The organism is Streptomyces sp. NPDC033180, from assembly GCF_055577645.1.
Window position 1 is genome coordinate 117965 of sequence record NZ_JBVIPU010000016.1, and the last position, 25901, is coordinate 143865.

The 25901-nt window shown below is 69.9% G+C and carries 30 protein-coding genes and 1 pseudogene; 11 read left to right on the plus strand and 20 right to left on the minus strand.

The features are described 5' to 3' along the window. Positions 1–103: 103 nt before the first annotated feature. Entirely contained in the window at positions 104–706 is a 603-nt protein-coding gene (locus ACZ5WE_RS32130) for a hypothetical protein (RefSeq protein ID WP_467695194.1), read from the minus strand. 24 nt (positions 707–730) lie between these two features. Then, positions 731–1183, minus strand: a complete 453-nt coding sequence (locus ACZ5WE_RS32135) for a helix-turn-helix domain-containing protein (protein ID WP_467695192.1) — start codon at positions 1181–1183, stop codon at positions 731–733. A 236-nt stretch (positions 1184–1419) separates the two neighbouring features. On the opposite strand from ACZ5WE_RS32135, the pseudogene ACZ5WE_RS32140 reads away from it, so the two are divergent. From ACZ5WE_RS32140 to ACZ5WE_RS32155, 4 genes and pseudogenes are all read left to right on the plus strand, one after another. After that, positions 1420–1902 (plus strand): annotated as a pseudogene (locus ACZ5WE_RS32140) (TetR/AcrR family transcriptional regulator C-terminal domain-containing protein); the annotation flags it as partial. 314 nt (positions 1903–2216) lie between these two features. Beyond that, positions 2217–2729 (plus strand): GtrA domain-containing protein, encoded by a 513-nt coding sequence (locus tag ACZ5WE_RS32145; protein ID WP_467695190.1) that lies wholly within the window; start codon positions 2217–2219, stop codon positions 2727–2729. A gap of 46 nt (positions 2730–2775) precedes the next feature. After that, positions 2776–3240: a helix-turn-helix transcriptional regulator gene (locus ACZ5WE_RS32150; protein WP_467695264.1), complete on the plus strand. Its 465-nt coding sequence runs from the start codon at positions 2776–2778 to the stop codon at positions 3238–3240. Between the two features lie 10 nt (positions 3241–3250). After that, entirely contained in the window at positions 3251–3667 is a 417-nt protein-coding gene (locus tag ACZ5WE_RS32155) for a VOC family protein (RefSeq protein ID WP_467695188.1), read from the plus strand. Positions 3668–3686: 19 nt separating this feature from the next. On the opposite strand, the gene ACZ5WE_RS32160 is transcribed toward ACZ5WE_RS32155, so the two are convergent. Further along, the gene (locus ACZ5WE_RS32160; RefSeq protein ID WP_467695262.1) at positions 3687–4652 is read right to left on the minus strand and encodes a GlxA family transcriptional regulator; all 966 of its coding nucleotides are present in this window, start codon (positions 4650–4652) and stop codon (positions 3687–3689) included. A gap of 131 nt (positions 4653–4783) precedes the next feature. Between ACZ5WE_RS32160 and ACZ5WE_RS32165 the strand changes: the two genes are divergently transcribed. Together ACZ5WE_RS32165 and ACZ5WE_RS32170 are read left to right on the plus strand one after the other, a co-directional pair. Then, complete coding sequence (locus tag ACZ5WE_RS32165) at positions 4784–5698, plus strand: NAD(P)-dependent oxidoreductase (RefSeq protein ID WP_467695186.1); 915 nt, start codon at positions 4784–4786, stop codon at positions 5696–5698. Positions 5699–5816: 118 nt separating this feature from the next. After that, entirely contained in the window at positions 5817–7292 is a 1476-nt protein-coding gene (locus tag ACZ5WE_RS32170) for a peptidoglycan D,D-transpeptidase FtsI family protein (protein ID WP_467695184.1), read from the plus strand. 4 nt (positions 7293–7296) lie between these two features. Here ACZ5WE_RS32170 and ACZ5WE_RS32175 read toward each other — a convergent pair whose 3' ends face one another. The 3 genes from ACZ5WE_RS32175 to ACZ5WE_RS32185 all read right to left on the minus strand — a co-directional run bounded on the left by ACZ5WE_RS32175 (position 7297) and on the right by ACZ5WE_RS32185 (position 10633). Continuing rightward, positions 7297–8148, minus strand: coding sequence for an SRPBCC family protein (locus ACZ5WE_RS32175; protein WP_467695182.1), 852 nt, complete (start codon positions 8146–8148; stop codon positions 7297–7299). Continuing rightward, positions 8145–8462 carry an ArsR/SmtB family transcription factor gene (locus ACZ5WE_RS32180; protein ID WP_467695180.1) on the minus strand — a complete coding sequence of 106 codons (318 nt, stop codon included), beginning with the start codon at positions 8460–8462 and terminating at the stop codon, positions 8145–8147. Before ACZ5WE_RS32180 ends, ACZ5WE_RS32175 begins: the two co-directional genes overlap by 4 nt. A gap of 62 nt (positions 8463–8524) precedes the next feature. After that, complete coding sequence (locus ACZ5WE_RS32185) at positions 8525–10633, minus strand: HelD family protein (RefSeq protein ID WP_467695178.1); 2109 nt, start codon at positions 10631–10633, stop codon at positions 8525–8527. 67 nt (positions 10634–10700) lie between these two features. Here ACZ5WE_RS32185 and ACZ5WE_RS32190 point away from each other — a divergent pair, with 67 nt between their 5' ends. After that, entirely contained in the window at positions 10701–11405 is a 705-nt protein-coding gene (locus ACZ5WE_RS32190; RefSeq protein ID WP_467695176.1) for a TetR/AcrR family transcriptional regulator, read from the plus strand. Positions 11406–11778: 373 nt separating this feature from the next. On the opposite strand, the gene ACZ5WE_RS32195 is transcribed toward ACZ5WE_RS32190, so the two are convergent. From ACZ5WE_RS32195 to ACZ5WE_RS32205, 3 genes are all read right to left on the minus strand, one after another. Continuing rightward, positions 11779–13995 carry a phosphotransferase gene (locus tag ACZ5WE_RS32195; RefSeq protein WP_467695174.1) on the minus strand — a complete coding sequence of 739 codons (2217 nt, stop codon included), beginning with the start codon at positions 13993–13995 and terminating at the stop codon, positions 11779–11781. 203 nt (positions 13996–14198) lie between these two features. Next, positions 14199–14987, minus strand: coding sequence for an HAD family hydrolase (locus tag ACZ5WE_RS32200; protein ID WP_467695172.1), 789 nt, complete (start codon positions 14985–14987; stop codon positions 14199–14201). Next, positions 14936–15832 (minus strand): GntR family transcriptional regulator, encoded by an 897-nt coding sequence (locus tag ACZ5WE_RS32205; protein ID WP_467695260.1) that lies wholly within the window; start codon positions 15830–15832, stop codon positions 14936–14938. The genes ACZ5WE_RS32200 and ACZ5WE_RS32205 overlap by 52 nt, the downstream gene beginning before the upstream one ends. Positions 15833–15957: 125 nt before the next feature. Between ACZ5WE_RS32205 and ACZ5WE_RS32210 the strand changes: the two genes are divergently transcribed. After that, a complete protein-coding gene (locus ACZ5WE_RS32210) occupies positions 15958–16146 on the plus strand; it encodes a hypothetical protein (protein ID WP_467695170.1) in 189 nt (62 codons plus the stop codon). A gap of 19 nt (positions 16147–16165) precedes the next feature. Here the strand turns inward: ACZ5WE_RS32210 and ACZ5WE_RS32215 are convergent, their stop codons facing one another. Next, a complete protein-coding gene (locus tag ACZ5WE_RS32215; RefSeq protein ID WP_467695259.1) occupies positions 16166–17041 on the minus strand; it encodes a winged helix-turn-helix domain-containing protein in 876 nt (291 codons plus the stop codon). 241 nt (positions 17042–17282) lie between these two features. Here ACZ5WE_RS32215 and ACZ5WE_RS32220 point away from each other — a divergent pair, with 241 nt between their 5' ends. After that, entirely contained in the window at positions 17283–17468 is a 186-nt protein-coding gene (locus tag ACZ5WE_RS32220; protein ID WP_467695168.1) for a hypothetical protein, read from the plus strand. 101 nt (positions 17469–17569) lie between these two features. Here the strand turns inward: ACZ5WE_RS32220 and ACZ5WE_RS32225 are convergent, their stop codons facing one another. The 3 genes from ACZ5WE_RS32225 to ACZ5WE_RS32235 all read right to left on the minus strand — a co-directional run bounded on the left by ACZ5WE_RS32225 (position 17570) and on the right by ACZ5WE_RS32235 (position 20566). Continuing rightward, entirely contained in the window at positions 17570–18820 is a 1251-nt protein-coding gene (locus ACZ5WE_RS32225) for a GNAT family N-acetyltransferase (RefSeq protein ID WP_467695166.1), read from the minus strand. Positions 18821–18891: 71 nt separating this feature from the next. Then, entirely contained in the window at positions 18892–19869 is a 978-nt protein-coding gene (locus ACZ5WE_RS32230) for an asparaginase (RefSeq protein WP_467695164.1), read from the minus strand. A gap of 61 nt (positions 19870–19930) precedes the next feature. Beyond that, positions 19931–20566: an RsiG family protein gene (locus ACZ5WE_RS32235; protein WP_467695162.1), complete on the minus strand. Its 636-nt coding sequence runs from the start codon at positions 20564–20566 to the stop codon at positions 19931–19933. A gap of 201 nt (positions 20567–20767) precedes the next feature. Here ACZ5WE_RS32235 and dtd point away from each other — a divergent pair, with 201 nt between their 5' ends. Then, positions 20768–21205, plus strand: a complete 438-nt coding sequence (gene dtd / locus ACZ5WE_RS32240) for a D-aminoacyl-tRNA deacylase (RefSeq protein ID WP_467695160.1) — start codon at positions 20768–20770, stop codon at positions 21203–21205. A gap of 112 nt (positions 21206–21317) precedes the next feature. On the opposite strand, the gene ygfZ is transcribed toward dtd, so the two are convergent. Genes ygfZ through ACZ5WE_RS32255 form a run of 3 tightly spaced genes read right to left on the minus strand, consistent with a single transcriptional unit; the run spans position 21318 to position 23344 of the window. After that, on the minus strand, positions 21318–22283 hold the full coding sequence (gene ygfZ, locus ACZ5WE_RS32245) for a CAF17-like 4Fe-4S cluster assembly/insertion protein YgfZ (RefSeq protein WP_467695158.1): 966 nt from the start codon (positions 22281–22283) through the stop codon (positions 21318–21320). A gap of 34 nt (positions 22284–22317) precedes the next feature. Beyond that, positions 22318–22755 (minus strand): Fur family transcriptional regulator, encoded by a 438-nt coding sequence (locus tag ACZ5WE_RS32250; RefSeq protein WP_467695156.1) that lies wholly within the window; start codon positions 22753–22755, stop codon positions 22318–22320. A 16-nt stretch (positions 22756–22771) separates the two neighbouring features. After that, complete coding sequence (locus ACZ5WE_RS32255; protein ID WP_249589121.1) at positions 22772–23344, minus strand: heme-binding beta-barrel domain-containing protein; 573 nt, start codon at positions 23342–23344, stop codon at positions 22772–22774. 284 nt (positions 23345–23628) lie between these two features. On the opposite strand from ACZ5WE_RS32255, the gene ACZ5WE_RS32260 reads away from it, so the two are divergent. Further along, positions 23629–23991, plus strand: a complete 363-nt coding sequence (locus ACZ5WE_RS32260; protein ID WP_467695154.1) for a DsrE family protein — start codon at positions 23629–23631, stop codon at positions 23989–23991. Positions 23992–24035: 44 nt separating this feature from the next. On the opposite strand, the gene ACZ5WE_RS32265 is transcribed toward ACZ5WE_RS32260, so the two are convergent. The 4 genes from ACZ5WE_RS32265 to ACZ5WE_RS32280 all read right to left on the minus strand — a co-directional run bounded on the left by ACZ5WE_RS32265 (position 24036) and on the right by ACZ5WE_RS32280 (position 25807). Then, positions 24036–24299, minus strand: a complete 264-nt coding sequence (locus ACZ5WE_RS32265) for a DUF3099 domain-containing protein (RefSeq protein WP_467695152.1) — start codon at positions 24297–24299, stop codon at positions 24036–24038. Positions 24300–24390: 91 nt separating this feature from the next. After that, positions 24391–24678: a DUF1416 domain-containing protein gene (locus ACZ5WE_RS32270; RefSeq protein ID WP_160505842.1), complete on the minus strand. Its 288-nt coding sequence runs from the start codon at positions 24676–24678 to the stop codon at positions 24391–24393. Between the two features lie 47 nt (positions 24679–24725). Beyond that, positions 24726–25571 (minus strand): sulfurtransferase, encoded by an 846-nt coding sequence (locus tag ACZ5WE_RS32275; RefSeq protein ID WP_467695150.1) that lies wholly within the window; start codon positions 25569–25571, stop codon positions 24726–24728. A gap of 155 nt (positions 25572–25726) precedes the next feature. Next, positions 25727–25807, minus strand: a complete 81-nt coding sequence (locus ACZ5WE_RS32280; protein ID WP_351007875.1) for a putative leader peptide — start codon at positions 25805–25807, stop codon at positions 25727–25729. Positions 25808–25901: the final 94 nt, after the last annotated feature.

Here is a 25901-nt window from a genome sequence, read left to right on the forward strand (position 1 = left end):
CTCGGCTCTTGAGTACGCGGACACCGTACCCGCTACCCGGAGAACGGGCCGGGCACTTCGAGAGTGCCCGGCCCCTTCACATGACAACCGCCCTGCCGCGCGCCTACTTGGCGGGCGGCGGGGTCTTCCTGGCCGCCGGCTTGCGGGCGGCCGGGGCCTTCTTGGCGACCGGCTTGCTCGCCGGTGCGGCGGCAGCCTTCGGCTCGGCGGAGCCCGCCGTCCCCGACTCGGCGGAGGCCGGCTTGTCCTGCGCGTCCGGCTCGACGGCCACGGCCAGCTCGGTGATCTCCTCGGCGGCCTCGCCGCGCCAGGTCCGCACGGCCTGCTCGCCGTGCTCGGCGACCTCTTCGTACTTCTCGCGCGCCTTCACGGCGTACTCGGCGGCCACGCCGACCGAGCTGAGAGCGAAGCCCTGGGCACTCTCGCCCAGCTTCTTCAGGTCGGTGTCGAGCGAGCCGAGCAGCTCGGAGACCCGGGTCTGAAGGGTCGTCTGCGCCTCCTTGGCGCGGGCGACGGCCTTGTCCTGGACGGCCTTGGTGTCGGTGTTGCGCACGGCGTCGATACGGGCCGGCGCCTCGGCGATCAACTGCTCGATGGCGCCCGGCACCTTCTTCGCCTGCTGGAACGCCAGGTCGGCGGTGCCGACGACGAAGTAGGCGGGGGTGGTGTCGGTGAGGGTGTTGCGCAGGTCGTCCTTGATGGCCATGGCGATGGTCCTCCCGGATTCGCGTCAGCTTGAGGGATGGTCCTTGGGGTCCTTCGGGTCGGCATCACTGCCGTCGGCCGTGCGGGGGCCGTCAGCGGTGGCGTCCACGTCGTCCGCGTACTCCGAGACCTCGAAGCCGTTCTCTTTTCTGAACGACTCATAGATCTGCAACAGGACCTGCTTCTGCCGCTCGTTGATGGAGGGATCGGCGAGGATGACGGCGCGCGTCTCCAGCTCGTCCCGCTCCTTCTCGTCGAGGATCCCGGCCCGGACATAGAGCGTCTCGGCGGAGATCCGCAGCGCCTTGGCCACCTGTTGCAGCACGTCGGCGCTCGGCTTGCGCAGGCCGCGCTCGATCTGGCTCAGATACGGATTGGACACCCCGGCGGCGTCGGCGAGCTGCCTGAGCGAGAGCTGCGCGTTGCGCCGCTGCTCACGCAGATACTCACCGAGATTGCCGACGTTGAGTGATGCCATGCGTCGATACTGCACACGCCTTGCTAACTATTGCAAGCGCCTGCTTGCAAAAGTGCGCCACGCCACTGATCGCGCCGCGGGGGCGGGAAGTCCGTGCCCATGCCGGTCAGGATGGCTGGACCTGGTCGCCGGTCAGGATGGCTGGACCTGGTCGAAACGGGCGAGGGCTTCGGCGGGGTCCGGACTCACGAGGCGTTCCAGACCGGCCGTCGTGATCTTCGCCCAGCGGCCGGCCCGTCCAGGCTGAGACCCTCCCCGATGAGCAGCCCGGTGACTGGCGGGAGGCCCTGCGCGGCCTCGCCCAGCGCACCAGGCAGGCCGCCCTGCGCCATGAATGGCCGGCCGACCTGCTCGGCGGTCGCCCGACGCTGGGTCCGAACGGCCTCGCCGTGACCGAGGCCACGCTGGCCGCTTTCGACGGCCTCGCCGATATCGACACCGTCCTGCGCGCCGTGGACACCGTCAGCGCCTACTTCATCGGCGCCATCAGGCGCGAGATCACGAACCTGCGGGCCGAGCGCGCCACGGGCCTGTCCAAGCACGACTGGCAGCGCGCCCACGGCCCGCACGTGACGAGCATGCTGGCCACCGGCCGCTTCCCGGCGCTGGCCAGGGCCGTGTACGACGGCACGGACGTGGACGCCGAGACATCCTTCGCGACCGGCCTGGACTGGGTCCTCGACGCCGTGGCCGGCAGACTCGCCTGCCCGTCGGCGTGACACTCACGCCCTGCCGCATGTGAGCGAGGCCGAGTCGGCGCGCGCCCCCGACTTGGCGCCATGTGTGGCGCCTAGGTGCGCCACACGACGCCACACACCCCCTCCGTGCGGGTCGCGCGTGAACCACCCCGAGGGATTTTGAACGCGTTGGCACCAAGTAGAGCCACCCTCTGACCTGCGCTTTCGCAACGTACAATCGCTTTCCGCCACCCCCTGCGCCATCGCGACGCCAATAATGACTCGACATGGCGCCACTCGTGTGCCACGATGGCGCCATCGAAGCAAGCGCGACAGAACCAGGGAGGGGTCGGATCATGGCGAAAGCACAGAGTCAGCAGTCGGCGGGACCCGGCGCCTTCACCGCCTTCGCCCGCTTCGTGCTCTGCGGCGGCGGGGTCGGAGTCGCCTCCAGCTTCGCCGTGGCGGCCCTGGCCTCCTGGGTTCCCTGGGCCTTGGCCAACGCCCTGATCACCGTGGTCTCCACGCTCCTGGCCACCGAGCTGCACGCCCGCTTCACCTTCGGCGCGGGCGGGCGCGCGACCGGGCGCCAGCACGCGCAGTCGGCGGGGTCCGCGGCAGCCGCGTACGCGGTGACCTGCTTGGCGATGCTGGTCCTCCAGCAGCTGGTGGCGGCGCCCGGCGCGGTGCTCGAACAGGTCGTCTACCTGTCGGCCTCCGCGCTCGCCGGCGTCGCACGGTTCGCCGTACTGCGCCTGGTCGTCTTCGCCCGGGAGCGCTCGCACGCCACGGTCACGGCCCGCACCGCCCGGCCCGTGCACCCCGTGCACGCGACCGTGGCCCCCGCCGAGCTCTGCCCCGCGGCCTGACCCCGCTCCGCCTCTCCCGGCGGTCGGTAACGTTCATCGTGTGTCTGTGTCTCTCCCCGACCTCGTCCGCCTGCGCCAGGCCCGTGACCGGATGGACCGCGACTACGCGGAGCCCCTGGACGTGCCGGCGCTGGCCTGGGCCGCCCTCATGTCGCCGGGGCACTTCTCGCGCAGCTTCCGCGCCGCCTACGGAGAGACGCCGTACAGCTATCTCATGACCCGCAGGATCGAGCGGGCCAAGGCGTTGCTGCGGCGCGGGGATCTGTCGGTGACGGAGGTCTGCATGGCGGTCGGCTGTACGTCCCTCGGCTCCTTCAGCTCACGCTTCACGGAGCTGGTCGGCGAGAGCCCGAGCGCGTACCGCGCCCGCGACCACGGTGGCAGCGCCGACATCCCGGCGTGTATCGCCAAGATCCGCACGAGGCCGGTCAGGAACGGGCCGGCCGCGAACGGACCGATCGCGAACGGACCGATCAGGAACGGAGAAGCGAAACCCCCGGCCACTCCGTAGCGTGAAACGCATGGACATCAAACTTGCGCAGTGCTTCATCGCCGTCGACGACCACGACAAGGCGCTCGCCTTCTACCGCGACGCTCTCGGTCTCGAAGTACGCAATGACGTCGGCTTCGAGGGGATGCGCTGGGTGACGCTCGGATCGCCCTCGCAGCCGGACGTCGAGATCGTCATCGAACCTCCGCTCGCGGACCCGAACGCCACCGACGCCGACCGGCAGGCCGTGGCCGAGCTGATGGCCAAGGGCATGCTGCGCGGCGTCATCTTCCGAAGCGACGACGTCGACGCCACGTTCGAACGGGTCCGTTCCGCCGGCGGCGAGGTTCTTCAGGAGCCGATGGACCAGCCCTACGGCGTCCGCGACTGCGCCTTCCGCGACCCGGCCGGGAACATGCTGCGGATCAACCAGCCGCGCAAGGAGTAAGCCATGCCCCCTCACACACTCAAGCCCCGCCGAACGCCCGCCGGTAGTCCCCCGGCGACACTCCCACCTGCTTGAGGAAGTGGTGACGGAGGTTGTTCGCCGTGCCCAGGCCGCTTAGTTCGGCGATTTTGTCGATCGGGGCGGCTGTCGATTCGAGGAGGCTCTGGGCGCGGGCCAGGCGCTGGTTGAGCAGCCACTGGAGCGGGGTCGTGCCGGTGGCTGCATGGAGCCTGCGGTAGAGAGTGCGCGGGCTCATCGCCGCGCGGCGTGCCAGGTCGTCGACCGTCAGAGGGCCGTCGAGGCGGGCGCGCGCCCAGTCGAGTACGGGGCCGAGGCCCTCGTCGTCCGTCGCGGGAACGGAGAGATCGATGAACTGGGCCTGACCGCCCGGGCGGTGGGAGGGTACGACCATGCGGCGGGCCAGTTGGTTGGCCACGTGCGCGCCCAGGTCGCGGCGGACCAGATGCAGGCACAGGTCGAGGCCCGCGCTCACGCCCGCGCTGGTCAGGACGTCGCCGTCGTCCACGTACAGGACGGAGTCGTCGACCTCCACCCTCGGGTAGCGCGCGGCAAGTTGGGCCGTGTGCATCCAGTGCGCGGTGGCCCTGCGGCCATCAAGGAGGCCCGCCTCCGCGAGCGCGAAGGCGCCGGTGCACAGGGAGACCATGCGGGCTCCCGCGTCGTACGCGCGGCGCAGCGCCGCCGTCAGGCCGTCCGGCAGCGGGCGACCCTCCTCCACGCAGGCGTCCGGCACGGACGTGACGATGACCGTGTCCGCCCCGACGATGTCCTCCAGGCCGTGCGGAGTACGCACCGTCAGGCCGGAGGGCGAACCGCCCGCGCCCTCACCTTCGTACGCGCTGCACAGCCGGAAGTCGTACCAGTGGTCCGACAGATCGGGCTGCGGCTTTCCGAACACCGTGCAGGGGATGCTCAGTTCGTACAGATCCCACGAGGGAATCGCTATCTCCTCGGTGACGACCAGGGCCACGGAACCAGCGCTCATACGGTGAGACTAGGCCGCATACGGGGCGCGGCAGCGCGTGGCAGGAATTTGGTGGCCGCCGTCACCCCTGTCACTGTCCGGCGCCGCCGCCCGCTGCGAGCGTGGTCCCCATGACCGCAGAGAACGCCAGTGCAGCGAAGAAGACCCCCGTCACCGTCATCGGCCTCGGCAACATGGGCACCGCCCTCGCCGCCACCCTCCTGGAGAACGGCCACCCCACCACCGTCTGGAACCGCTCCCCCGCCAAGGCCGAGCCCCTCGTCGCCCTGGGTGCCCGCCTCGCCGCCACCCCCGAAGAGGCCGTCGCCGCAAGTCCCCTGATCCTCGCCTGCGTGCTCGACCTCGACGCCTTGCACGCCGTCCTGGACCCCGTCGCCGAATCCCTCGCGGGGAAGGCCCTGGTCAACGTCACCTCCGGCTCCCCGGAGCAGGCTGACGACGCGGCGAAGTGGGCCGCTCCCCTCGGGCTCGGCTATCTCGACGGGGCGATCATGACCACGCCGCCGGGCGTCGGCAATCCCGAGATGATGTTCCTCTACAGCGGCTCGGCCGAGGTGTTCGAGGCGTACCGCCCCACCCTCGCCGCGCTGGGCGATCCGCTGTACCTGGGCGCGGAGCCCGGCCGCGCCTCGCTCTACGACGTCGCCCTGCTCGGCCTGATGTGGTCCGCGTTCACCGGCTGGCTGCACGGCACGGCCCTGGTCGGCGCGGACGCGACCAGGGCCACCGACTTCACGCCGGTCGCCATCCGCTGGATGACGCACGCGGTCGCCGGATTCCTGGACACCTACGCGCCCCAGGTGGACGCCGGGCACTATCCGGGCGACGACGCCACCGTCGACGTACAGATCACGACGATCGGACACCTCATCCACGCGGCGGCCGACCGCGGCGTCGACAACGCGCTGCCGGAACTCCTGAAGGCCACGATGGAGCGGGCGAGCGCGGCGGGGCACGGCTCCGACAGCTACGCGAGCGTGATCGAGGTCCTCCGAGGGGAGCGGCACAACGCGATTCGAGTGTGACCATTCGGCAACAAAGGGGAGGAGAACCGCGCACCCTGGCGCATGATGAAGCGGCATCGGTCGTCACGTCCTGATGTCACGGGTCTTGGGTCTTGAGTCTTGGGTCTTGGGGGGCCGGATGAACAAGCCGCTGCGCCACATAGCGGTCTTCTGCGGGGTGCTGACGCTCGCCCTGCTCCTGCGCGCGACCTGGGTGCAGTTCGCCCAGGGCGAGTCGCTGGCGAAGGACGAGAAGAACCGGCGCGTCCAGATCGAGGCCTTCTCCCACCCCCGTGGCGACATCATCGTCGGCGGCAAGCCGATCACCGGCTCGAAGGAAGTCAGCGGCACCGACTTCAAGTACCAGCGGACCTTCAAGGAAGGCCCCATGTACGCGCCGGTCACCGGCTATTTCTCGCAGGCCCAGGGCGCGACCTTCCTGGAGGGCGTCGAGAACGACGTGCTCAGCGGCGACGACGACCGCCTCTTCATCCGCCGCACCCTGGACATGCTGACCGGCGAGAAGCGCCAGGGCGGCGATGTCATCACGACCATCGACCCCAAGGCCCAACAGGCCGCCTACCAGGGCCTGGTGGACCTCAACGCCCGGGGCGCGGTCGTCGCGCTCGACCCGCGCTCCGGGAAGGTGCTCGCGTTGGCGAGCACTCCTTCGTACGACCCCTCCGTCTTCGCCGGGATCTCGGCGAAGGAGGGCAAGGAGTTCTCGCGGCTCAGCAAGAACAAGGACAAGCCGCTCTCCAACCGTGCGCTCCGCGAGATCTACCCGCCCGGCTCCACCTTCAAGATCCTCACCGCGGCTGCCGCCCTGGAACACGGCGTGGTCGACGACATCGACAAGTCCACCGGCGCCAAGGCCCCCTACAAACTGCCGCTCAGCTCCACGACGATCGGCAACGACGTGCCGGGCGCCCCCTGCGACAAGGCCTCTCTGAAGGTCGGCATGCAATGGTCGTGCAACAACGTCTTCCTCGACACCGCGCTCAAGGTCGGCGACGACGACATGCGCGAGACCGCGGAGAAGTTCGGCTTCAACAAGCAGCAGTTCGTCCCCGTGCGCTCCTCCGCGAGCAGCTACCCCGACGGCCTCGACAAGCCGCAGACCGCCCTGACCGGCATGGGCCAGGGCAGCCTGACCAGCACGCCGCTGCAGATGGCGATGGTCGCGGCGGGCCTCGCCAACGACGGCAAGGTGATGAAGCCGTACATGGTGGAGGAGCTGCGCGGCCCCGACCTCTCCACGATCGAGAAGGGCAAGCCGCAGGAACTGAGCCAGGCCGTCTCCGAGGACACCGCGGGCAAGGTGCAGGAAATGATGGAGCACACCGTCGAGGAGGGTACGGCGAACAAGGCGCAGATCGACGGTGTCACGGTCGGCGGCAAGACCGGCACCGCCCAGCACGGTTCGAACGTCAACGACGAGCGGCCGTACGCCTGGTTCGTCTCGTACGCCAAGCAGGACGACGGCTCGTCGCCGGTCGCGGTCGCGGTGTTCGTCGACCCGAAGGACATGGACCTCCCGCGCTCGGAGATCGCCGGTGGCAAGCTCGGGGCGCCGATCGCGAAGGCGGTGATGGAGGCCGTGCTGGAGGACTAGCAGGTCACCCCTCCAGGAGCTGCCCGGCCAACCGCTCGATGCGCGCGTGCCAGGCGGCAAGCGCCTCGTCCGTGGCCGCCGCGCTGTCGAAGGGCCCCGTCTGTGTGAGGACGAGCCGGGTGCCATAGCCCGTGCCCTCGCCGAACTCCCAGCGCACCTGGCCCTTGGGATGCACGGCGTACGTGAGCACCACCGGCGCCCGCAGCGTGGTGACCGGCCCCGCGGAGACGCCGTCCGCCAGGAACCCGTCGGGCGCGGTGTCCCCCTCCAACGGCACCTCTCCCGAGCACAGTTCGGCCCACACCGCATCGGCGGACCGCACCAACTGCCGCTCGAAGCGGATACCGCTGTCGGTCACGGCCCCCTGCCCGAGGTCGAACTGCTCCAGATACGCCTCGTGCAGCTCGCCCGCGTCCTGACTCACCTCGGCCTGTCCGCCGTCGAGGAACTGGCCGAGCGCCGAGATGCACAGCTGCCAGCCCGCGGCGAAGCTCGGGGCGCCGAAGCGGTCGCCGAAAGTGTGGACGAGGGTGAGGAGCGAGCCGCGTCCGTCGGGGCCCTCCGGGGTGATCTCCCAGCGCAGGTGGTCGTCGCCCCAGCTGAAGGCGAAGAGGCGGGGCTCTTCGGCGTCGGTGACCTCGCCGGTCATGCCGGGGCCCTCGTCGCCGGGGAAGTGGAAGCCCATCGCCCCGCCGGGCCGCAGCTCGAGCGTCACCTCGGAGGGGAACCACTGGGCGAGGTGCTCGGGCCGGGTGATCGCGGCCCAGACCTGGGCGGGCGGGTGCGCGAGGCGGCGCTCCATCCGCAGGACGTTCCGGCCGTCGTCGCCGGTGAGCGTGTCGGAGTGCGGGTTCATGAGGAGTCACCGTCCATGACATCGAGGTGCCGTTCGAGGGCGTCGAGCCGGCCCGTCCAGAGGTGCCGGTAGTGCGCGAGCCACGCGTCGAGTTCGGCGAGGGGCTCGGGCCGCAGCTCGTACCAGCGCCGCTGCGCGTCCTGCCGCACCCGAACCAGGCCCGCGTCGCGCAGCACCCGCAGATGCTTGGACGTACCGGGCTGGCTCAGACCGAGCCGCTCGGTGAGTTCACCGACCAGATGGGGACGCTCGAGCAGCAGATCGAGAATCTTCCGGCGGCTCGGCTCGGCGAGTACGTCGAACGGTATGGGCATGCATCGAACATAACCCCGCGGCTATATAACCGCAACAGCATGCATGCCCGCTCGTCGACAGATCAGTCCTCCCACGGCAGCGCCCTGCTGTGCAGCACATCGAGCCGGGAGACGGCCCTGGTCAGAACCACGTACAGCCGGCCCGCCCCGCGGCGTTCCGCCTCCGCGATGGCGGCGGGCTCGACGGCCACGACGTGGTCGTACTCCAGCCCCTTCGCCTCGGACGCGGGCAGCACCGTCACACGCGCGCCCAGGTCGTCCGGGCCCGCGCTGTCGATACCGGCCGCGGCGAGGGCCGTGCGCAGGCGGGCCGCGTCGGTGTCGGCGGCGATGACGCCGACCGAGCCCTCGCGGGCCAGCGCGGCACGCACCGCTTCGACGGTGGCGGCGCCCACGTCCCGTACCTCCCGGATACTCAACTCGCCGTCCGTACGCAGCGACCGGGCGGGCGGTACGTCGACGTCGAGCGAGGCGAGGACTCGGTTGGCGAGGCGCACGACGGCCTTCGGGACGCGGAAGCCGATGGTCAAAGGGGTGACGGATGCGTCGGGTTTGCCGAGGTGGGCGAGGAGCTCGGGCCAGTCGCGGGCGGCCCACGGGGTGGTGCCCTGGGCGAGATCGCCCAGGACGGTGAGCGAGCCGAAGTCCGCGCGGCGGGCGATCGCGCGGGCCTCCATCGGGGAGAGGTCCTGGGCCTCGTCGACGACGATGTGGCCATAGCCTTCGGGCCGTTCGAGCAGTCCGCCGATCTCGTCGAGCAGCACGAGATCGGCGGCGGACCACTGCGCCGACTTGTACGAGCGTGGGGGCTTGCTCCAGCGGATCGCCCGCTGCTCGTCGGTGCCGAGGATGCCGTCGGCCGCGGCTGCGAGTGCCTGCGGGTCCGCGAGCAGGGCGGCGAGCACCTCCTCCGGCCCGACCCTCGGCCAGGCCTCGTCGACGAAGGCCGAGACGGAGCGGGCACGGGAGATCTTCTGCAGCCAGGCGTTGTTCACGGTGCCGGCGCGGCGCTCGGCCTGCTCCCGGATGTGCCGGACGGCACGGGTGCGCACGCGCTCACGGCCGACGGCGTAGGGGGGTTCCTCGGCGCGCACGTCCGCGACGATCCGCTCCAGGTCATCGAGAGCGACCCGCCAGGTGTACGAACCGTCGGGCACAGCAACGGAGTTGGTGGGCGGCGCGACACGCGAGTAGAGCGCGCGACGCAGGACCCGGGCCATGCGGGCGTCGTGCTTGACGCTCGCCGCGGCCTCGTCGTCCTGGGCTCGCACGGGCGCGGTGGCCCTCGCGATCTCGTCCGCGACGGTGGACTGGCGCACGCCGGTCTCGCCGAGGGAGGGGAGCACCTCGGCGATGTAACGCAGGAAGGTGCGGTTCGGCCCGAGGATGAGGAGTCCGGCGCGCTGCACGCGTTGGGGGTGGGTGTAGAGGAGGTACGCGGCGCGGTGCAGGCCCACGGCTGTCTTGCCGGTGCCGGGGGCACCCTGGACGCAGACGGACGCGGTGAGTTCACCGCGGACGAGGTCGTCCTGCTCGGGCTGGATGGTGGCTGCGATGTCGCGCATGGGGCCGACGCGGGGGCGCTCGATCTCGCCGGCGAGGATGCGGCTGCCCCGCACGGGTGGGGCGCTCTGTTCGCCGCCGGTCAGCGGCTCGTCCTCCAGGCCCGTGAGGTCGGCGGAGTCACCCTTGCTGCCGGGCGCCCAGCCGAAGCGGCGGCGGACGGCGACGCCTTGGGGGGCCCGCGCTCCGGCCTGGTAGAAGGCGCGGGAGACGGGGGCACGCCAGTCGACGACGAGGGGTGGGGCCGAGGGGTGTTCGGTGATGCGGAGGCGGCCGATGTGGTAGCTCTGCCCGCGGTGATCACCGGCTTCGGCGGCTTCGGGGCCCTCGGCCGCGAAGTCGAGGCGGCCGAAGAAGAGGGGGGCTTCGGGTAGTTCGCGCATCGCTTTGGCGTGGCTGCGGAACTGGTAGCCGAGGACTTCGGCGTCGGCGCCGGACGCGGAGACGTCGGCTCCGTTGACGACCTGCTCCTCGGCGCCGTCGACCATGCCGGTGAGGGCGGTACGGCAGGTGTCGTGGTAGCGGCGTTCTCGGGCGAGGGCTTCGTCGAGTGGAGTCGCGTCCAGTGACGTCGCATCGAGGGATGAAGTCGTATCGAGGGGGCGCATACGGTCGAGAATAATGTAACCGAGTTAAATTTGTTACCGAGAATCAACGATGCGATAGGCTCCCACCATGAAGGACGACGAAGTGGCCACGGCCTCTGCTGCCGACTCCGAGAGCGGTGGCCCCGGCCTGCGCGAGCGCAAGCGGCAGCGGATGTACCAGGCGGTCTCCGACGCGGCGATCGCGCTCTTCCTGGAAAAGGGCTTCGAGAAGGTGCCGGTCGCGGAGGTGGCGGCGGCCGCCGACATCTCGAAGCCGACCCTGTTCCGGTACTTCCCGGCCAAGGAGGATCTCGTACTCCACCGGTTCGCCGACCACGTGGACGAGGCGGCGCGGGTGGTGGCCACCCGCCCCGCGAAGCGCTCCCCGCTTGACGCCCTGCGGCGCCACTTCCTCGACGGCCTGGAGCGACAGGACCCGGTGACCGGCCTGTGCGACAACGTCCACGTACTGGCCTTCCACCGCCTGCTGTACGGGACGCCGTCACTGGTGGCGCGGCTGTACGCGTATCAGGAGCGGTCGGAGAGGGCGCTGGGCGAGGCGCTGAGCGAGGCGACGGCCGAGCCGCGGGCCACCGACGCACTGACCGCACGGCTGGCCGCCGGCCAGATCATCGCCGTACAACGCATCCTCGCCCTGGAGAACTGGCGCCGGATCGACGCGGGCGAGAGCGCGGAAGCGGTGCGGCCGGCAGCGGTGGCGGCGGCGAACGGAGCGTTCGGGCAGCTGCGGTCGGGACTGACGGGGTACGCGGAGGCCGCGCGGAGCACGTGAGCGGAACACGCGAAATGACAGCGGCCGTGGGCCGGCCGGCCGTCGGGTGCATCCAGGTGACTGCGCTGTGCCGATCTGCAGGAGTACGAAGCCGATGGCCGCGGCCGGCGCCAGCGAGGGGATCGATACCGGTCAGCGGCGGCAGGATCAGTCCGGTCGCGCCGAGCAGTTCGCCCGTATACCCGAGGAAACAGATCTCCACTTCCCTGGAGTGAAAGGCCTCGCCCACGAGACCGCCCAGATCGCGGGAGTTGACCAGGCCGCGGTCGGGAGGCCGGGCCGAGACAGCGAGCTCCTGGACCGCGCCGTACAGCACATAGCCGACCGGTCAGCCCGGTACCGGCGCAGCCATCCGCCCAAGCCACTGCCCGCCTTACGGCTTCGCCCTCATCCATCCATGCTGGCCATGCGGAAGGGCGCGGGCAAGATAGGGATTCGCCGTTGGACTGCGCCGAATCCCCAGAGAGGCCTTCGCCTCGGCGAGCGTCATCGCGTACGAGTCCACGGCGCGCTGCACGTTGGGGGCGTCCAGGCCCGTGCCGGTGACCAGTCGGTCAAGGTCCACGTAGGCGGACCGGACCACCTCGATCCACCGGTAGACCTTCCACTCGCCCTCCCAGCCCCTCGTGCACTCCTCGGGGAGGCGGCGGGTCCAGCGGGCGAACATGCGCTGCCTGATCTCGGGACGGGTCGGGGTGAGATGTAAGTGGCGGACCAGGTCGTACAGCGGGTCACCGATCATCGCCATCTCCCAGTCGATGACAGTGAGGGGCCCGCCGCGCTGGCCTCGGCGGACGAGGTTCCAGGGGTTGAGGTCTCCGTGCAGCAACACCGGGCGGCGACGGGTGAGTTGGTGGCGTCTCAGGATCCGGCACAGGAGGGAGCTGTCCGGCAGACCGAGCTCCCTGGCCAGCTTCTGCGACTCCTTGGGCAGATCCCTGACCAACCGCGCCAGTTCATCGCAGAGCCAGTCGTAGAACACCGTCTTACCGGCCGTGGGGTCCAGCTGCCGGGTACCGATCCGGGCCAGCGCGCCCAACTGGTCGACCAGGTGGTCCGCCTCGGCGGGTCGCAGACCGTCCACGGGGTGGTCCGGGGGCAGGTCTCCGGCGCCCGGCCCCTCGTAGGAATGGATCGCGAACTCATCCTTCAAGTGGCTTGTGCCCAGGGCCAGTACGCGGGGTGCACGCACGGGCTCGCCCGATTCCTCGATGACCCTCAGTACCGCGTGTTCACTGAGAATGCTGCGCTCGCGGCGGTCGGCCGAGCTCAGTTCGCGCCTGACCACGACCGGGAAGCCGGTCCCGTCCACCCTGACCACGGTATTGAGGTGGGCTGTGCCCTTGAAGACGCGGGAGGCCGGAGCGGCACCTTCGGCGATCAGCGCGTCGAGCACGGCGGACCGGGGGAACGCCGGGTGCTCCGGTACGCGCTCGTCCGGCTCCCAGGAGATGGGGGTCGCCTGCCGGACCCCCTCGGCCCTTCCGCCGAACCGGGCGGCGCACCATCGGAACAGGACCCGCTGGATCTCCGCCTCGTCCGGCACACCCGGCAACTGCAGCGGCACAGCCGCGGCTTCCAGCGCCTTGCGCACCGCGCGGGTCGCCTCGTCGAGGCTCTTCTGGTCGGGCGAGCCCCCCAGCGACTTGGCGGCGCGCATCACGTCCGGATAGACGGACTGGGCGTGCTCGAACGCCACGTAATGCTCCAGGTCCCGGGCCAGACCGTTGGCCGCCCTGGGCCGGACGGACTCCATCACCTGGGCCCAGGCCCCGATCACCTCGTCCCACTGATCTCTTGGGTACTGCATACGGACGAGGTGCGTGGCCAGGTCGTGCAGCGGGTCGCCATAGGTGGCGAGTTCCCAGTCCACGCAGATCAGCGGTGGATCGCCACCGTAGGAAAAGATCACGTTGTCGCGGTGCAGGTCCGTGTGGAGCAGGCTGTAGGGACGGCGGGCCATGCTGGGCACCCGCTCCGCCAGCCTGAGCAGTGCGTCATCGGGAATGCCGAGGGCGGCGAACAGGCCACCGAACTCAGCCCAATTGGGCTGCCGGATCTGACGCTCCGCCAGCTGCGCCAGAGTCCGCAGGAACGTCGGCCCGCCCTTGTCCACGCGAGGCCAGTCCGCAGGCAGTGGGGGCAGCGCCTCCCTCCGCACCTGGGTCATCTGCGCCAGCAGTACGGCCAGCGCCTTGATCAGCATGGAGTCGACCGGCTTGCCGTTCTGGCAGATGCTGGAGAACGGCACGCCTTCCACGTAGCTGTGCACCGCGGAGTCGCCACCCTTGGCCAGGCACTCGGGCACATGGGGCAGCACGCCCTTGATCGCCCGAAGGATCTCCGACTCGTCCTGCCAGGTCCGGATGACGACCGGCAGCGCGTCCTGCCTCCGCATGCGCACGGTGACGGGGCGGCCGGGAAAGCGGTCGTACCACTGGGCCATGGACTCTGTCAGTGGAAGCACGTAATTCCGGTTGTGGTGGCCCCCACTCATCTTGCCGTGCCGCAGGGCGTGCTCGACGAAGCGCTCGTACGCGGAGGCCTTGGCGCCCAGGGGCGGGGAACTGGGCACAGTCGGCACGCCCACAGGCTGCTCCTGGATAGTCACACGAGGAAGGCGAAAGTGATGCACACCCTAGTGGCGCAGGAGGCCGGGGACGACGCGAGGCCGGTAAACGATGGGCTCAACGAGGTAGGCGCCACTCCAAGGGGTCGTGACGTTCGATGAACTTCCGCCCGGGGCGTTTCGCTCACGGCTTCGCCAGAAGTGACGACCTGACGTTCGGTGCTTCAGGCCGACTCGCGCAGTACCTGCAACACCGGCTCCAGCGAACCCACCACACACGCCGCACCCGCGTCCTTCAGCAGCTTCGCCTTCCGTTCGTTACGCGCGTAGCCCAAGAAGCCCACTCCTGCTTCCTCCGCCGCTTCGTAGTCCGTGGGGGCATCGCCGATCATCAGCGCCGCCGCGGGCTCCGCGCCCATCGCGCTGAGGGCGCGGTTGAGGCAGTGCGGGTGCGGCTTGAGGAGGTGGAGGTTCTGGGTGCGGCCGTAGACGTGCGGGGCGAAGCAGTGGTCCAGGCGCCGGCCTTCCAGATAGCTGTTCACGGCCCGAGCGGAGTTGTTCGTGGTGACCGCCAGACGAGAGCCCATGGCGTGCCAGGTCATGATGAGGGGGTCCGCGAACTGGGTCGGCCACGCCGAGGCGACCGCCGTCAGCTCCTGATGCGTCAGGCGTTCCTCGAGCTCGGTCACCAGATCGCTGCCCGAGTGCCTGCGGTCGACCGCGCGCAGGACGGCATGGGGGTCGGGCTGCGCACGCTCCTCCTTGGTCAGCAGGCCGCGCAGCCCCCGCTCCTCGAGCCAGCGGACCTGCTCCCTCGCGATCCACTCGGCCGAGTGGCCGGCGAACAGCCTGCAGATGGGTCCGTCGAAGTCGAAGAGTACGAAGCGGGCGCGTTCGATCAGTTCCCGCAGTTTCTCGGTCTCTTCTGCCATCCACTCAGTCTGCGTCGTATCAGGAGTCACTAAGAGAGTGTCAGCTCCGTCGCGATGGTTGCCCAGAGCGCGTCGAACCATTTCTGGGACTCTTCCACGAACGCGGCGTCCCGGGGAGCCGCGCCCTTCGCGAAGGAGAACAGGGGCGACTTCAGTCCGGAGACGTCGAACGCCTCCATCCCCGCCTCCGCGCTGCCGAAGTCCAGCGTGCTGCGCTCGATCGTGTAGTAGGCCAGGAGCGCCTCCCGCTGGTTCAGGAGGTACAGCTTCACCGGCGGAGTGAACGGCAGCGCGCGGAACGACACGTCCACGTCGATGCCGTGCGAGGCCCGCAGCGCGCGCAGGTTGTGGCGCAGCACCTGCCCCTGGGCGTTGCGCTGCGCCAGCCATCGCTGGTGCACGCGGCCCTCGTCGTCCTGCCCCTCCGTCGGCCGGGGGAAGGCGAGCGTGATGTCGCTGCTGGGCAGCAGGATGCGTACGTCGATGGAATCGGGGCGGATACGGCCTTCGTGGACGAGACGCACCGGCTCCCCCAGCGCGATCATCAGCGTCTCCGCCGTGTACGACACCACGTCTATCCGCACCTGCGGCTCCGAGAACGCCTCGGCGAGCCGTGGTGCCAGGCCGACCATCGACGCCTGGGGTTGCACGCCCGCCGACGTCACCCCCGGCGGCTCCGCCGCGATCCGTGGCGGGCTGCCCTTGCTCACGTTGGCGAGCAGTCCGTCGCCCTGCAGTGTCTTCAGCGCCTGGCGCACCGTCCCCCGTTCCACGCCGAACTCCTCCGCGAGCACCGCTTGCGTGGGGAGGCGGTCGCCCGGTTTGAGGTCGCCGGAGCGGATGCGGTCGCGAAGGGCGTCTGCGATGTCCTGGGGGGTGAGTTTTCTGCTGCCGTTCACTGCAACGTTCTCCTGGGTCACGACCAGACGATACAACTCCACGCCATCTCAGGGCAGTTGTCTTGAAGTTGTTTATGTTGTGGGACCAAGTGGGGACAACTCAAGTTAAGTTGGTTGCCAACTCACCCGAGCTGGCAGAAGGGGGAACCATCATGGCTGTCCTTGCCCTCCTCGCAGCAGCGTTCGCCGTCACCTTCGAGCAGTTCGTGCAGTGGCAGTACGGGCCCGTGGGCATCGTCGGACTGCTGTTCCTGACCGTCGGAATCAAGGCCAAGAGTCCCACCTGCAGCTCCATCGGCGCCGTCGTCCTCGCACTGATGATGACCGGGCCCGCGCTCTAGCCGGCAGAAGTACGGGAAGCTAGCCGCGTGCCAGCTCCAGGTCCTGACTGATCGTGCCCCAGAGCGCGTTGAACCACAGATGGGACTGTTCCACGAACGTCGTGTCCCGCAGGCCATCACCCTGGTGGAAGGGGAAGAGCATCGACTGCGCGCCCTGGGCGTCGTACATCTCCAGGTACTCGTGGTCGATCTCTTCGCTCTGCCTGGCCAGCGTGTAGTACGCGAAGAGCGCCTCGGAGCCGTTGAGGAGATACAGCTTCACCGGCGGTGTGAACGGCAGCGCGCGGAACGAGACCTGTACGTCGATGCCGTGCGAGGCCCGCAGCGCGCGCAGGTTGTGGCGCAGCACCTGCCCTTGCGCGTTCCGCTGGTCGAGCCAGCGCCTGTGCACCTGGCCGCTCTCGTCGTCCCCACTGTCCACCGGCGCCGGAAAAGCGAGATCGATGCTGCGGCTCGGCAGCAGCACCCGTACGTCGACCTTGGCCGGTTTCCGCTGTCCGGCGTGAATCTGACGGAGCGGTTCCCCGATCGCCATGGTGAGCGAGATGGAGGTCAGACAGAGCGCGTCGATCTCCACATGGGGGGCCTCGAACGCCGCGGCGATGCGCGGGGCGAGGCCGACCATGGTGGGCTGCGGCTTCGCACCGCCCGACCCGGACAGCACCTGCTTCGAGGTCACGGCGACCGTCGCGGGGCTCCCCTTGGACATGTTCGCCAGCAGGTTCTCGCCCCGCAGCGTGCGCAGCGCCTCGCGTATCGCACCGCGCTCGACGCCGAACTCGTCGGCCAACTCGGCCTGAGTCGGCATGCGTTGGCCCGGGCGCAGCGCCCCGGACCTGATGCGGTCACGCAGTTCGTCGGCCACCTCGTGATGCGACCTTGGCGGCCTCTTCATCCCGTTGACGGGTGCAGGTTCCGGGCTCACAACCAAACAGTACAACTTCGCGCCATCTTTGGGGAGTTGCTCGGAAGGTGGTTATAAAACGAGCCACCGCGGAGATAACTCAAATGAAGTTGGTAGCCAACTTAGGCAACCTGGCAGGAACCCCCAGGGGTTGGCCGCCAGAAGTTGGCCGTCGGATGGCTGCCGACCGGATGGGACGGGTCAGCATGCCCGTCCCGAAAGGGGGAACGTCATGCCGCTCATCGCCATCGTCATCGCCGCCCTCGCCATCGGATTCGAGCAGCTCATCCAGTGGAAGTACGGACCGATGGGCATCGTCGCCTTCGTCCTGCTGACCGTGGGCATCAAGGCCAGGAGCACCAGAATCAGCGGCGTCGGGGCTGCGCTCCTCGTCCTGCTGCTCGCCCAGTCGGGCTGACAGAGCCGGCTGACCGGGCTCCCATCCGGAGGGGAGCCGGGAGTCCGGTCAGCCATCACCCGCGCAGCACCCGCACAGCACCCGCCCCTCACACGCCCGGATCAGAAGATGTCCGGACACCACGGGCGCCGGGACGTACGGAACAAGGCGTCGGCGACAGCGGCGGCGCCCACCCGCTCCTCCGTGACCCGCCCCGCCGCCACGAGCCGCACCGCGGACTCGTCACCGAGCCACAGCGTCCCCAACTCACCCACGCCAAGGGACAGTTCGGCCGGGTCCGCGGTCGGCGCGCACACCGCGCCGCCGGGCGACGCGTCAAGGCGGTAGCGGCCGCCGGCAAGGCCCGCGCGGTCGCCGATCTCCAGGACGAGGGACGCCGACGCCTCGTACGTACGCGCTTCCAGGGCCCGTACGACATCCAGGATCCGCACCCAGATCCAGTCCGCCTGCCGGCTGAGGCGCGCGGCGCGCGGGTCGGGCAGGAAGAGCGGGAGCAGGTCGTCGGGGGCACGGTTGCCCGTCTTGACGACGCTGACCCAGTCGATCGAGCAGACGTAGTGCCACAGGGCGCGTTCGGCCGCGGGCGTGGTGGCGATCAGCCCCTGCACGGTCGCGGTGTTCCGCGGCTGGCTGCTGTCGCTCCAGCTGCCCTCCGTCGCGTACGTGACCAGGCCGTCGACCTCGCCGGACGGGGAGCGGTACAGCGCGTAGAAGGGCTCGGTCCACGGGTTCTCCGGGCTCACGAGCTGACCCGTGTTCTCCAGCCACCAGCGCTCGTCGCGGTTGATGACACCGTGCCGTCCCGCGCGCAGCCGCTCATGCAGGAGCGGGCCCTCCTTGCGTACGTCGCCGCCGTCCACGAGGTCGATTCGGGCGCCGTCGTCCGGGCCCGCCCAGCGGGGGTCGAGCCCGGCCCGCGGTACATCGATGGTCCACTCGGTGGCGGTGGTGGCGGGCCCGAAGCCGTAGCGCCCGTAGATCGGGTGCTCGGCGGCGATCAGGGTGGCGACGACGTCACCGCGCTCCTTGGCCGCGGTGAGGTCGGCAGACATCATGCGGCTCAGCAGACCGCGACGGCGGTGCGTCGGGGAGACGGTGACGCCTGAGATGGCGTCGGCGGGAACGGGGGCGCCGCCCACTGCGGTGAGCTGCTGCGGGAAGGACCTGAAGGTCGCGACGGCACGGTCGCCGTCGAAGGCGGCCTGGTTGCGGCCGAGGTCGAGGCCCTCCCTGCGGTGGGCGACCACCTCGTCCGAGACCTTCGCCAACGGCCGCAGGAACCCGGCGTTGACGGCCCGGATCCACTCCGGCAGTTCGTCCTCGGTGATGGCCCTGACGTCAAGATCGCTCATACACCCACGCTAGGACCGCTGGGGCAGGGGGCGCATCCGGGTTTTCCGGGCCGTGAGGGCTGCGGGCGGGGTCAGAACGCCGCCCGGATCTCCCCCACCTCGGCGGCGCCGCCCAGCAGCGGCGCGCGGCCGACGCGGGTGAGTACGTCCTCCTCCACGCCCGCCAGACGCAGCGCACGGGCCAGGACGGGCCCAAGGGCCCGTATCCCGCCGTCGTCCACCTTGAAGGCGAGCGCACGGCCGTCCGGAAGCGCGAACGCCTGGACCGCCTCGGCGCCCATCTTGGAGAGGGCGCCCGGGATCTCCCGCATGAGCCAGGTGTCGGGGCGCCGCGTGCCTGCCACGTACTCGGGGTGGGCCCGCATCGCGTCCGCGACCCTGCGCTCCGCCGTCTCCTCGGGGGCGAGGACGAAGTGCCGGAAGGCGCGGGCGAGGCCGGTCAGGGAGATCGCCATCAGGGGGGCGCCGCAGCCGTCCGTGCCGACGGCGGCCACCGGCTCCCCGGCGGCCTCCTCGACCACCTGGAGGACGAGCTGCTGGAGGGGGTGGCCCGGGTCCAGATAGGAATCCGCGGGCCAGCCGTTCAGGTCGCACACGGCCAGCATCGCCGCGTGCTTGCCGGAGCAGTTCATCGTGACCCGGTCACGAACGGCACCCGCTGCCAGATATGTCTCGGCCTCGACCGCGTCCAGCGGGAGATCGGGCGGGCACTGCAGGTCGGCCGCCGTCAGGCCGTACTCCGCCAGCATCTTCTGGACGAGGTCCCGGTGGAACACCTCTCCGGAGTGGCTCGCCGCCGCCAGGGCGAGACGCTCGCCCGCCAGGTCGAGCCCCGCCCGCAGGACCGCCGCCGCCTGCATCGGCTTGTTCGCGGACCTCGGGAAGACGGGGGCCGTCACATCCCCCATCGACAGCTCCACGCTGCCGTCCGCCGCGAGCAGCACCAGACTTCCCCTGTGTCGGCCCTCGACGAAGCCGGAACGTACGACCTCGGCGAGGACCGGGGATATGACAGGGGTGGCGACGGACTCGGCGGCGGGCGAGGTCATCTTCGGCCTTCCGGGGCGGGGGGTGGCGTGGCGGCCGCCCGCGGAAGCCGGGATCACCGGGTCACGCGAGCAGGTCGTCTACTTGTGCTTCGCCTTCACGGTACCTGCGGGCGATCTCCGCGCTGCAATCGTCCGCCGTGCGCTGCAGCTGCTGGCGGCGCCGGGAAACCTGCTGCTCGTAGCGGACGAGGCGCCCCATGGCCGTGTGCAGCTCGTCGTCCGTACGGGCGTCCAGGTCGGAGAGCTCGACCTCGGCGAGCATCTCCGTCGCCAGGAGTCCGTACTCCGCGCTGTGCGGGGTGCCCAGCGTCACGTGCCTGGCCGACGACCGGTGCCGGGCGGGGGCGTCCGTGAGGATCTCCGGGAGCCGGTCCACGACAGGCCCCTCCGGACCCGACCCCGCGGGACCGGGCGCCGCCGGGTCCCTGCGGCGCGCGACCTCGGCCCGCAGGATGTCGATCCGCCCCTGGAGCAGGCGCCGGACATAGCTCAGGTCCGCCTCGTTCTGCTGCGCGTCCCTGCGCAGCTCACGCAGCTCGCGCAGGAGCAGCGTGGCCAGGTCGTGCTCGGGCTGCTCGGACAGCACCGCACTGCCCGTGCGCTGCATGGGCGGGCGCGGCACGTTCGCACGTCGCGCTGCGCTCATGCGGGTCAGCGACACAGATCCGGGCGGCTGCCCCGTACTTGGTGTGCTCATGTGGCTCTACCGTCCCCTCGACCGGCGCGGTACACCGCGTGTGAGCATCGTGCCACCCCCGGTGGCCGCTATGTGAGCGAGTGCCCCTAATCGGCCCCAGATGGGGGGTTCAGGGCACCCCATGGGAGGCGCATACGGCGGCGCACCACGGCCGTACGGAGCAGACGTCTGGCAGGCGGTCGAGCAGGCATGATGGGCCGTATGCGTGCTGTGGTGCAGAGGGTGGACGGGGCGAGCGTCGTCGTCGACGGCGAGAACGGCCCCAAGACGGTCGGCGAGATCAACGGCGAGGGACTGTGCGTCCTGGTGGGCGTGACCCACGAGGACACCAAGGAGAAGGCGGCCCAACTGGCCCGCAAACTCTGGTCCGTTCGGATGCTGGCCGACGAGAGGTCCTGCTCGGACATCGACGCCCCGCTGCTGGTCATCAGCCAGTTCACGCTGTACGGCGACGCGAGGAAGGGCCGCAGGCCCACCTGGAACGCCGCCGCGCCCGGCGATGTAGCCGAACCCCTGGTCGACGAGGTCGTCGCCCAACTGCGGTCACTGGGCGCGACGGTGGCCTGCGGCCGCTTTGGCGCCAAGATGCGGGTGGCTTTGACGAACGATGGCCCGTTCACGGTGCTTCTGGAGATGTGACGGGCCGAACTGAACCGCCGCTTCGCGGCGGACTTTCTCCCGCCCGCCCATCCGATTACCCCGGAGCAACGGGTGGGCGGGGAAAAGACACCGCTCAAGGCCGGCCGCCAGGCTACGGCTCGACCACGACCTCCTGGGCCGCCGCCACCGCCCCCGCGAGCAGCCCCGCGTCCAGCGGAACGTTCCGCTTCACCAGGGCCAGGGCGATCGGGCCCAGCTCGTGGTGGCGTACCGCCGTCGTGATGAAGCCCAGCTTCCGGCCGTCCTCGCCCTCCGAGGCCAGGCGCAGCTCCGTGCCGGCCACCGGCAGGTGGACCTCGCTGCCGTCCAGGTGGAGGAAGACCAGGCGGCGCGGCGGCTTGCCCAGGTTCTGGACGCGGGCGACCGTCTCCTGGCCGCGGTAGCAGCCCTTCTGCAGATGCACCGCCGGGCCGATCCAGCCCAGCTCGTGCGGGATCGTGCGGTGGTCCGTCTCGAAGCCGAGCCGCGGCCGGTGCGCCTCCACGCGCAACGCCTCGTGGGCGAGGATGCCGATCGCGGGGGCGTTCTCCTCGGCGTACGACTCAAGAGACGTGCGCGGCAGGAAGAGATCCCGGCCGTGCGGCGTCTCGCGTACGACGACACCGTCCGGGACCACGGCGATCGAACCGGCCGGCAGGTACACGAGGGCGAACTCGTCCGTGCGGTCGGCGACTTCGACCCGGTTGAAGAACTTCATGCTCTCCAGGTATGCGACCAGCGCGTCCTGCGTACCGGGCTCGACGTGCGCCCACACCGTCTCGCCGTCGTCGACGAGATACAGGGCGTGCTCGATGTGGCCGTTCGCGGAGAGGATCAGCGCCTCGGTCGCCTGGCCGACGGGCAGCTCGGTCACGTGCTGGGTGAGCAGCAGATGCAGCCAGCTCAGCCGGTCGGGGCCGGAGACGGTGACGACGCCGCGGTGCGAGAGGTCGACGAAACCGGTGCCGTCGGCGAGGGCACGCTGCTCACGGAACAGGTCGCCGTAGTGGGCGGCGACGCCTTCGTCCACGCCCTCGGCGGGGACGGCGCCGGGCAGGGACAGGAGGGGGCTCTTCATGTTCACCCACACTACGACCCGGTGGCGGGCGTTCTTATTCCTTGCCGCCGACGTTCTTGCCGGAACAGTTCTCGCAGCGCCCGAAGATCGCGAAATGCTTCAGATCCGTGTCAAAACCGAACGTGTCCCGCAGTTTCGCGGTGAACTCGGCGGCCACGGAGACATCCGCCTCGATGACGTTCGTGCAGTCCCTGCACACCAGGTGGATGTGGTGGTGGCGGTCCGCGAGGTGGTACGTCGGCGCCCCGTGCCCCAGATGCGCGTGACTGACCAGGCCCAGCTCCTCCAGGAGCTCCAGGGTCCGGTAGACGGTGGAGATATTGACCCCCGACGCCGTCTTCCGCACTTCACTGAGGATGTCGTCGGGGGTCGCGTGCTCAAGGGTGTCGACGGCTTCGAGGACAAGCTGGCGCTGCGGCGTCAGCCGGTATCCGCGCTGTCGCAGGTCGCTTTTCCAGTCGGTGCTCACCACACCTCGGAGTGTAGGCCTACTTGAAGAAAGCGATGCCGTCGTCCGGCAGGTCGCCCAGGCCCCGGGCCATCTCGGCGACGTCCTCGGGCGAGACGACCTTCTTCAGCTGCGCCGACATGTACGGACGCAGCGGCACCTCGGGGGTCTGCTTCTCGCCGACCCACATGAGGTCGCCCTTCACATACCCGTACAGACGCTTGCCGCCGGTGTACGGGCCGGAGGCCGCCGTGCGGGCGACCGCGTCCGTGACCAGGTCGATCTGGGGCTTCTGGTCGGCGAGCTCGCCGTACCAGACCTCGACGACGCCGTCGTCGCGCACCATCACGGTCTCGACCTTGCGGTCCTTGTCGATGCGCCAGAAGCCCGACTCGGACTCCAGCGGCTTGACCTTGTTGCCCTCGGCGTCGAGCACCCACGTGTGCGAGTGGTACTCGATGAAGTCCCGCCCGTCATGGGAGAAGGACACTTCCTGGCCGAAATTCGCCTTCTCGGCGCCGGGAAAGTCGGTGACGCCCGCGCCGGCCCAGTTGCCGAGGAGCCAAACGAGGGGCACGAGGTCGGGGTGCAGGTCGGACGGAATCTCGATCATGGGAAGCTCAGACGATCTCTAGGTGGCGTACGGGACGTACGGGGCTCAGCGCTGACCCTGGTACAGCTTCTTCACGGACAGTCCGGCGAACGCGAGAACGCCGACGCAGACCAGGACCAGCAGGGCGGAGAAGAAGGCCTCAAGCACGGGGTGCTCCTCGGTGAGCTATGGGGTGAGCTAGGGGGGCAGGTATCAGAGCCGATCCCACTGTAGTCGTGCGCGCCCCGCCGCTCTCTGCGAGGTGGCCTTACGGGTGACCGCGCGGATGGCCATACGATGCGGCCATGGCGAAGAAGCTCGTGATCAAGGTGACCGCAGGGGCCGACGCACCCGAGCGCTGCTCGCAGGCTTTCACGGTGGCGGCCGTGGCCGTGGCCAGCGGAGTGGAGGTCTCGCTCTGGCTGACCGGTGAGTCGTCGTGGTTCGCGCTGCCGGGCCGCGCGGCGGAGTTCGAACTGCCGCACGCCGCACCGCTCCCCGGCTTGATCGACTCGGTCCTGGCCGCGGGCCGGATCACCCTCTGCACGCAGTGCGCGGCACGCCGCGAGATCACCGAGAAGGACGTGCTCGACGGGGTGCGGATCGCGGGCGCGCAGGTCTTCGTGCAGGAGGCCACGACGGACGGCGTCCAGGCACTCGTCTACTGACGGCGCGCTCGGCTACTGACAGCGGGTCCGAGCCCCGCTACCGGCTACTGCCGGGGCCGCCGCCTGCCGTCCAGCTCGTCCCACCACTCGTCGGACTTCGAGTCACCCGAGGGGTCGTCCCACCAGCGGTCATCGGGCCCGCGCCGGTTGGCGACCATGGCGGCGACCGGCGGAATCACCATCGCCACGACACACATCCCGACGGCCACCGGGATGGACCAGAGCCGTACGACGCCCCACGCCAGAACGAAGAGACCGATGCAGATCCCCATCATGGCGAAGTAGGCGTGCCGCCTTCGCGCATACATACATCCAGCGTAAGCCGAAGGACCGCACCCCGATCCGATGGCGTCCAACCCCCGGGGGTGCGGCCCTTCAGCCGTCAGTGATCCGCTGTCGTCAGACCGCGATCGCGACCTCGGCCAGGCCGCCCGTCTGGGCCACGACCGTGCGGTCGGCCGTGCCGCCCGGGATCAGGGCGCGCAGCGTCCAGGTGCCCTCGGCCGCGTAGAAGCGGAACTGGCCGGTGGCCGAGGTGGGGACCTCGGCGGTGAACTCGCCGGTCGAGTCGAGCAGGCGTACGTAGCCGCTGACGGGCTCGCCGTCGCGGGTCACCTGGCCCTGGATGGTGGTCTCGCCGGGCTTGATCGTCGAGGCGTCGGGTCCGCCGGCCTTCGCTCCACACATATGCGTTCGTCCTTAACTGGTCAGGTCACTGCGGGCTTCGGGAGGGGTTACTTGTTGGCGCCGAGCTCGATCGGCACGCCGACCAGGGAGCCGTACTCGGTCCAGGAGCCGTCGTAGTTCTTGACGTTGGTCTGGCCGAGCAGCTCGTGCAGGACGAACCACGTCAGGGCCGAACGCTCGCCGATGCGGCAGTACGCGATGGTGTCCTTGGCCAGGTCGACCTGCTCGTCCTCGTAGAGGGCCTTGAGCTCGTCGTCCGACTTGAAGGTGCCGTCGTCGTTGGCGTTCTTCGACCACGGGATGTTGCGCGCGGACGGGACGTGGCCCGGACGCTGCGACTGCTCCTGCGGCAGGTGCGCGGGGGCGAGCAGCTTGCCGCTGAACTCGTCGGGCGAGCGCACGTCGACCAGGTTCTGCGCGCCGATCGCGGCCACGACGTCGTCGCGGAAGGCGCGGATCGAGGTGTCCTGGGCCTTGGCCTTGTAGTCGGTGGCCGGGCGGTTGGGGACCTCGGAGCCGTCGACCAGGTCGCGGGAGTCGAGCTCCCACTTCTTGCGGCCGCCGTCGAGGAGCTTCACGTCCTGGTGGCCGTAGAGCTTGAAGTACCAGAAGGCGTAGGACGCGAACCAGTTGTTGTTGCCGCCGTAGAGGACGACGGTGGTGTCGTTGGCGATGCCCTTGGCCGACAGGAGCTTCTCGAAGCCCTCCTGGTCGACGAAGTCGCGGCGGACCGGGTCCTGGAGGTCGTCGGTCCAGTCGATGCGGATCGCGTTCTTGATGTGGTTCTTGTCGTACGCGGAGGTGTCCTCGTCGACCTCGACGATGGCAACCTTCGGGTCGTCGATGTGGGCCTCGACCCAGTCGGCGTCTACCAGGACGTCGCTGCGGCTCATACTTCTTCTCCTCCGGGGCAGTTGCGGCGGGGCTGCGGTGCTGTGCGAGGGGGTACCGGGTACGGGCTGTGAGTGCGCGGTGGCGCGGCGTACGCGGCACGGGGTGGCCCTGACGAGGTCAACGGGCCGGGGGATACGGGAGTCGGAGCTCCCGCTCAGAAGGTGCGACAGAGCATGGCGGCGACGCGGCACAGGTCCACTGCCCGCCGCTTCGTGAGGTCCGCCTGTCGCTGCATGCGTCCGATCGTAAGGACGCAAGGGCTGCCGTGTCACCGGCGTGTCGGATGATGAGACTCGATCATCCGCATTGTGGGATCGGGACGGGATCGA

Coding starts and splice junctions, on each gene's coding strand:
- ACZ5WE_RS32265 (WP_467695152.1), bottom strand. CDS start 24,299: ATGTATGCGCGAAGGCGGCACGCCTACTTCGCCATGATGGGGATCTGC.
- ACZ5WE_RS32215 (WP_467695259.1), bottom strand. CDS start 17,041: ATGAAGAGGCCGCCAAGGTCGCATCACGAGGTGGCCGACGAACTGCGT.
- ACZ5WE_RS32165 (WP_467695186.1), top strand. CDS start 4,784: ATGACCGCAGAGAACGCCAGTGCAGCGAAGAAGACCCCCGTCACCGTC.
- ACZ5WE_RS32155 (WP_467695188.1), top strand. CDS start 3,251: ATGGACATCAAACTTGCGCAGTGCTTCATCGCCGTCGACGACCACGAC.
- dtd (WP_467695160.1), top strand. CDS start 20,768: ATGCGTGCTGTGGTGCAGAGGGTGGACGGGGCGAGCGTCGTCGTCGAC.
- ACZ5WE_RS32130 (WP_467695194.1), bottom strand. CDS start 706: ATGGCCATCAAGGACGACCTGCGCAACACCCTCACCGACACCACCCCC.
- ACZ5WE_RS32185 (WP_467695178.1), bottom strand. CDS start 10,633: ATGCGCCCCCTCGATACGACTTCATCCCTCGATGCGACGTCACTGGAC.
- ACZ5WE_RS32260 (WP_467695154.1), top strand. CDS start 23,629: ATGGCGAAGAAGCTCGTGATCAAGGTGACCGCAGGGGCCGACGCACCC.
- ACZ5WE_RS32275 (WP_467695150.1), bottom strand. CDS start 25,571: ATGAGCCGCAGCGACGTCCTGGTAGACGCCGACTGGGTCGAGGCCCAC.
- ACZ5WE_RS32190 (WP_467695176.1), top strand. CDS start 10,701: ATGAAGGACGACGAAGTGGCCACGGCCTCTGCTGCCGACTCCGAGAGC.
- ACZ5WE_RS32145 (WP_467695190.1), top strand. CDS start 2,217: ATGGCGAAAGCACAGAGTCAGCAGTCGGCGGGACCCGGCGCCTTCACC.
- ACZ5WE_RS32225 (WP_467695166.1), bottom strand. CDS start 18,820: ATGAGCGATCTTGACGTCAGGGCCATCACCGAGGACGAACTGCCGGAG.
- ACZ5WE_RS32230 (WP_467695164.1), bottom strand. CDS start 19,869: ATGACCTCGCCCGCCGCCGAGTCCGTCGCCACCCCTGTCATATCCCCG.
- ACZ5WE_RS32180 (WP_467695180.1), bottom strand. CDS start 8,462: ATGCCCATACCGTTCGACGTACTCGCCGAGCCGAGCCGCCGGAAGATT.
- ACZ5WE_RS32280 (WP_351007875.1), bottom strand. CDS start 25,807: ATGCAGCGACAGGCGGACCTCACGAAGCGGCGGGCAGTGGACCTGTGC.
- ACZ5WE_RS32135 (WP_467695192.1), bottom strand. CDS start 1,183: ATGGCATCACTCAACGTCGGCAATCTCGGTGAGTATCTGCGTGAGCAG.
- ACZ5WE_RS32270 (WP_160505842.1), bottom strand. CDS start 24,678: ATGTGTGGAGCGAAGGCCGGCGGACCCGACGCCTCGACGATCAAGCCC.
- ACZ5WE_RS32235 (WP_467695162.1), bottom strand. CDS start 20,566: ATGAGCACACCAAGTACGGGGCAGCCGCCCGGATCTGTGTCGCTGACC.
- ACZ5WE_RS32200 (WP_467695172.1), bottom strand. CDS start 14,987: ATGGTTCGACGCGCTCTGGGCAACCATCGCGACGGAGCTGACACTCTC.
- ACZ5WE_RS32175 (WP_467695182.1), bottom strand. CDS start 8,148: ATGAACCCGCACTCCGACACGCTCACCGGCGACGACGGCCGGAACGTC.
- ygfZ (WP_467695158.1), bottom strand. CDS start 22,283: ATGAAGAGCCCCCTCCTGTCCCTGCCCGGCGCCGTCCCCGCCGAGGGC.
- ACZ5WE_RS32220 (WP_467695168.1), top strand. CDS start 17,283: ATGCCGCTCATCGCCATCGTCATCGCCGCCCTCGCCATCGGATTCGAG.
- ACZ5WE_RS32255 (WP_249589121.1), bottom strand. CDS start 23,344: ATGATCGAGATTCCGTCCGACCTGCACCCCGACCTCGTGCCCCTCGTT.
- ACZ5WE_RS32210 (WP_467695170.1), top strand. CDS start 15,958: ATGGCTGTCCTTGCCCTCCTCGCAGCAGCGTTCGCCGTCACCTTCGAG.
- ACZ5WE_RS32170 (WP_467695184.1), top strand. CDS start 5,817: ATGAACAAGCCGCTGCGCCACATAGCGGTCTTCTGCGGGGTGCTGACG.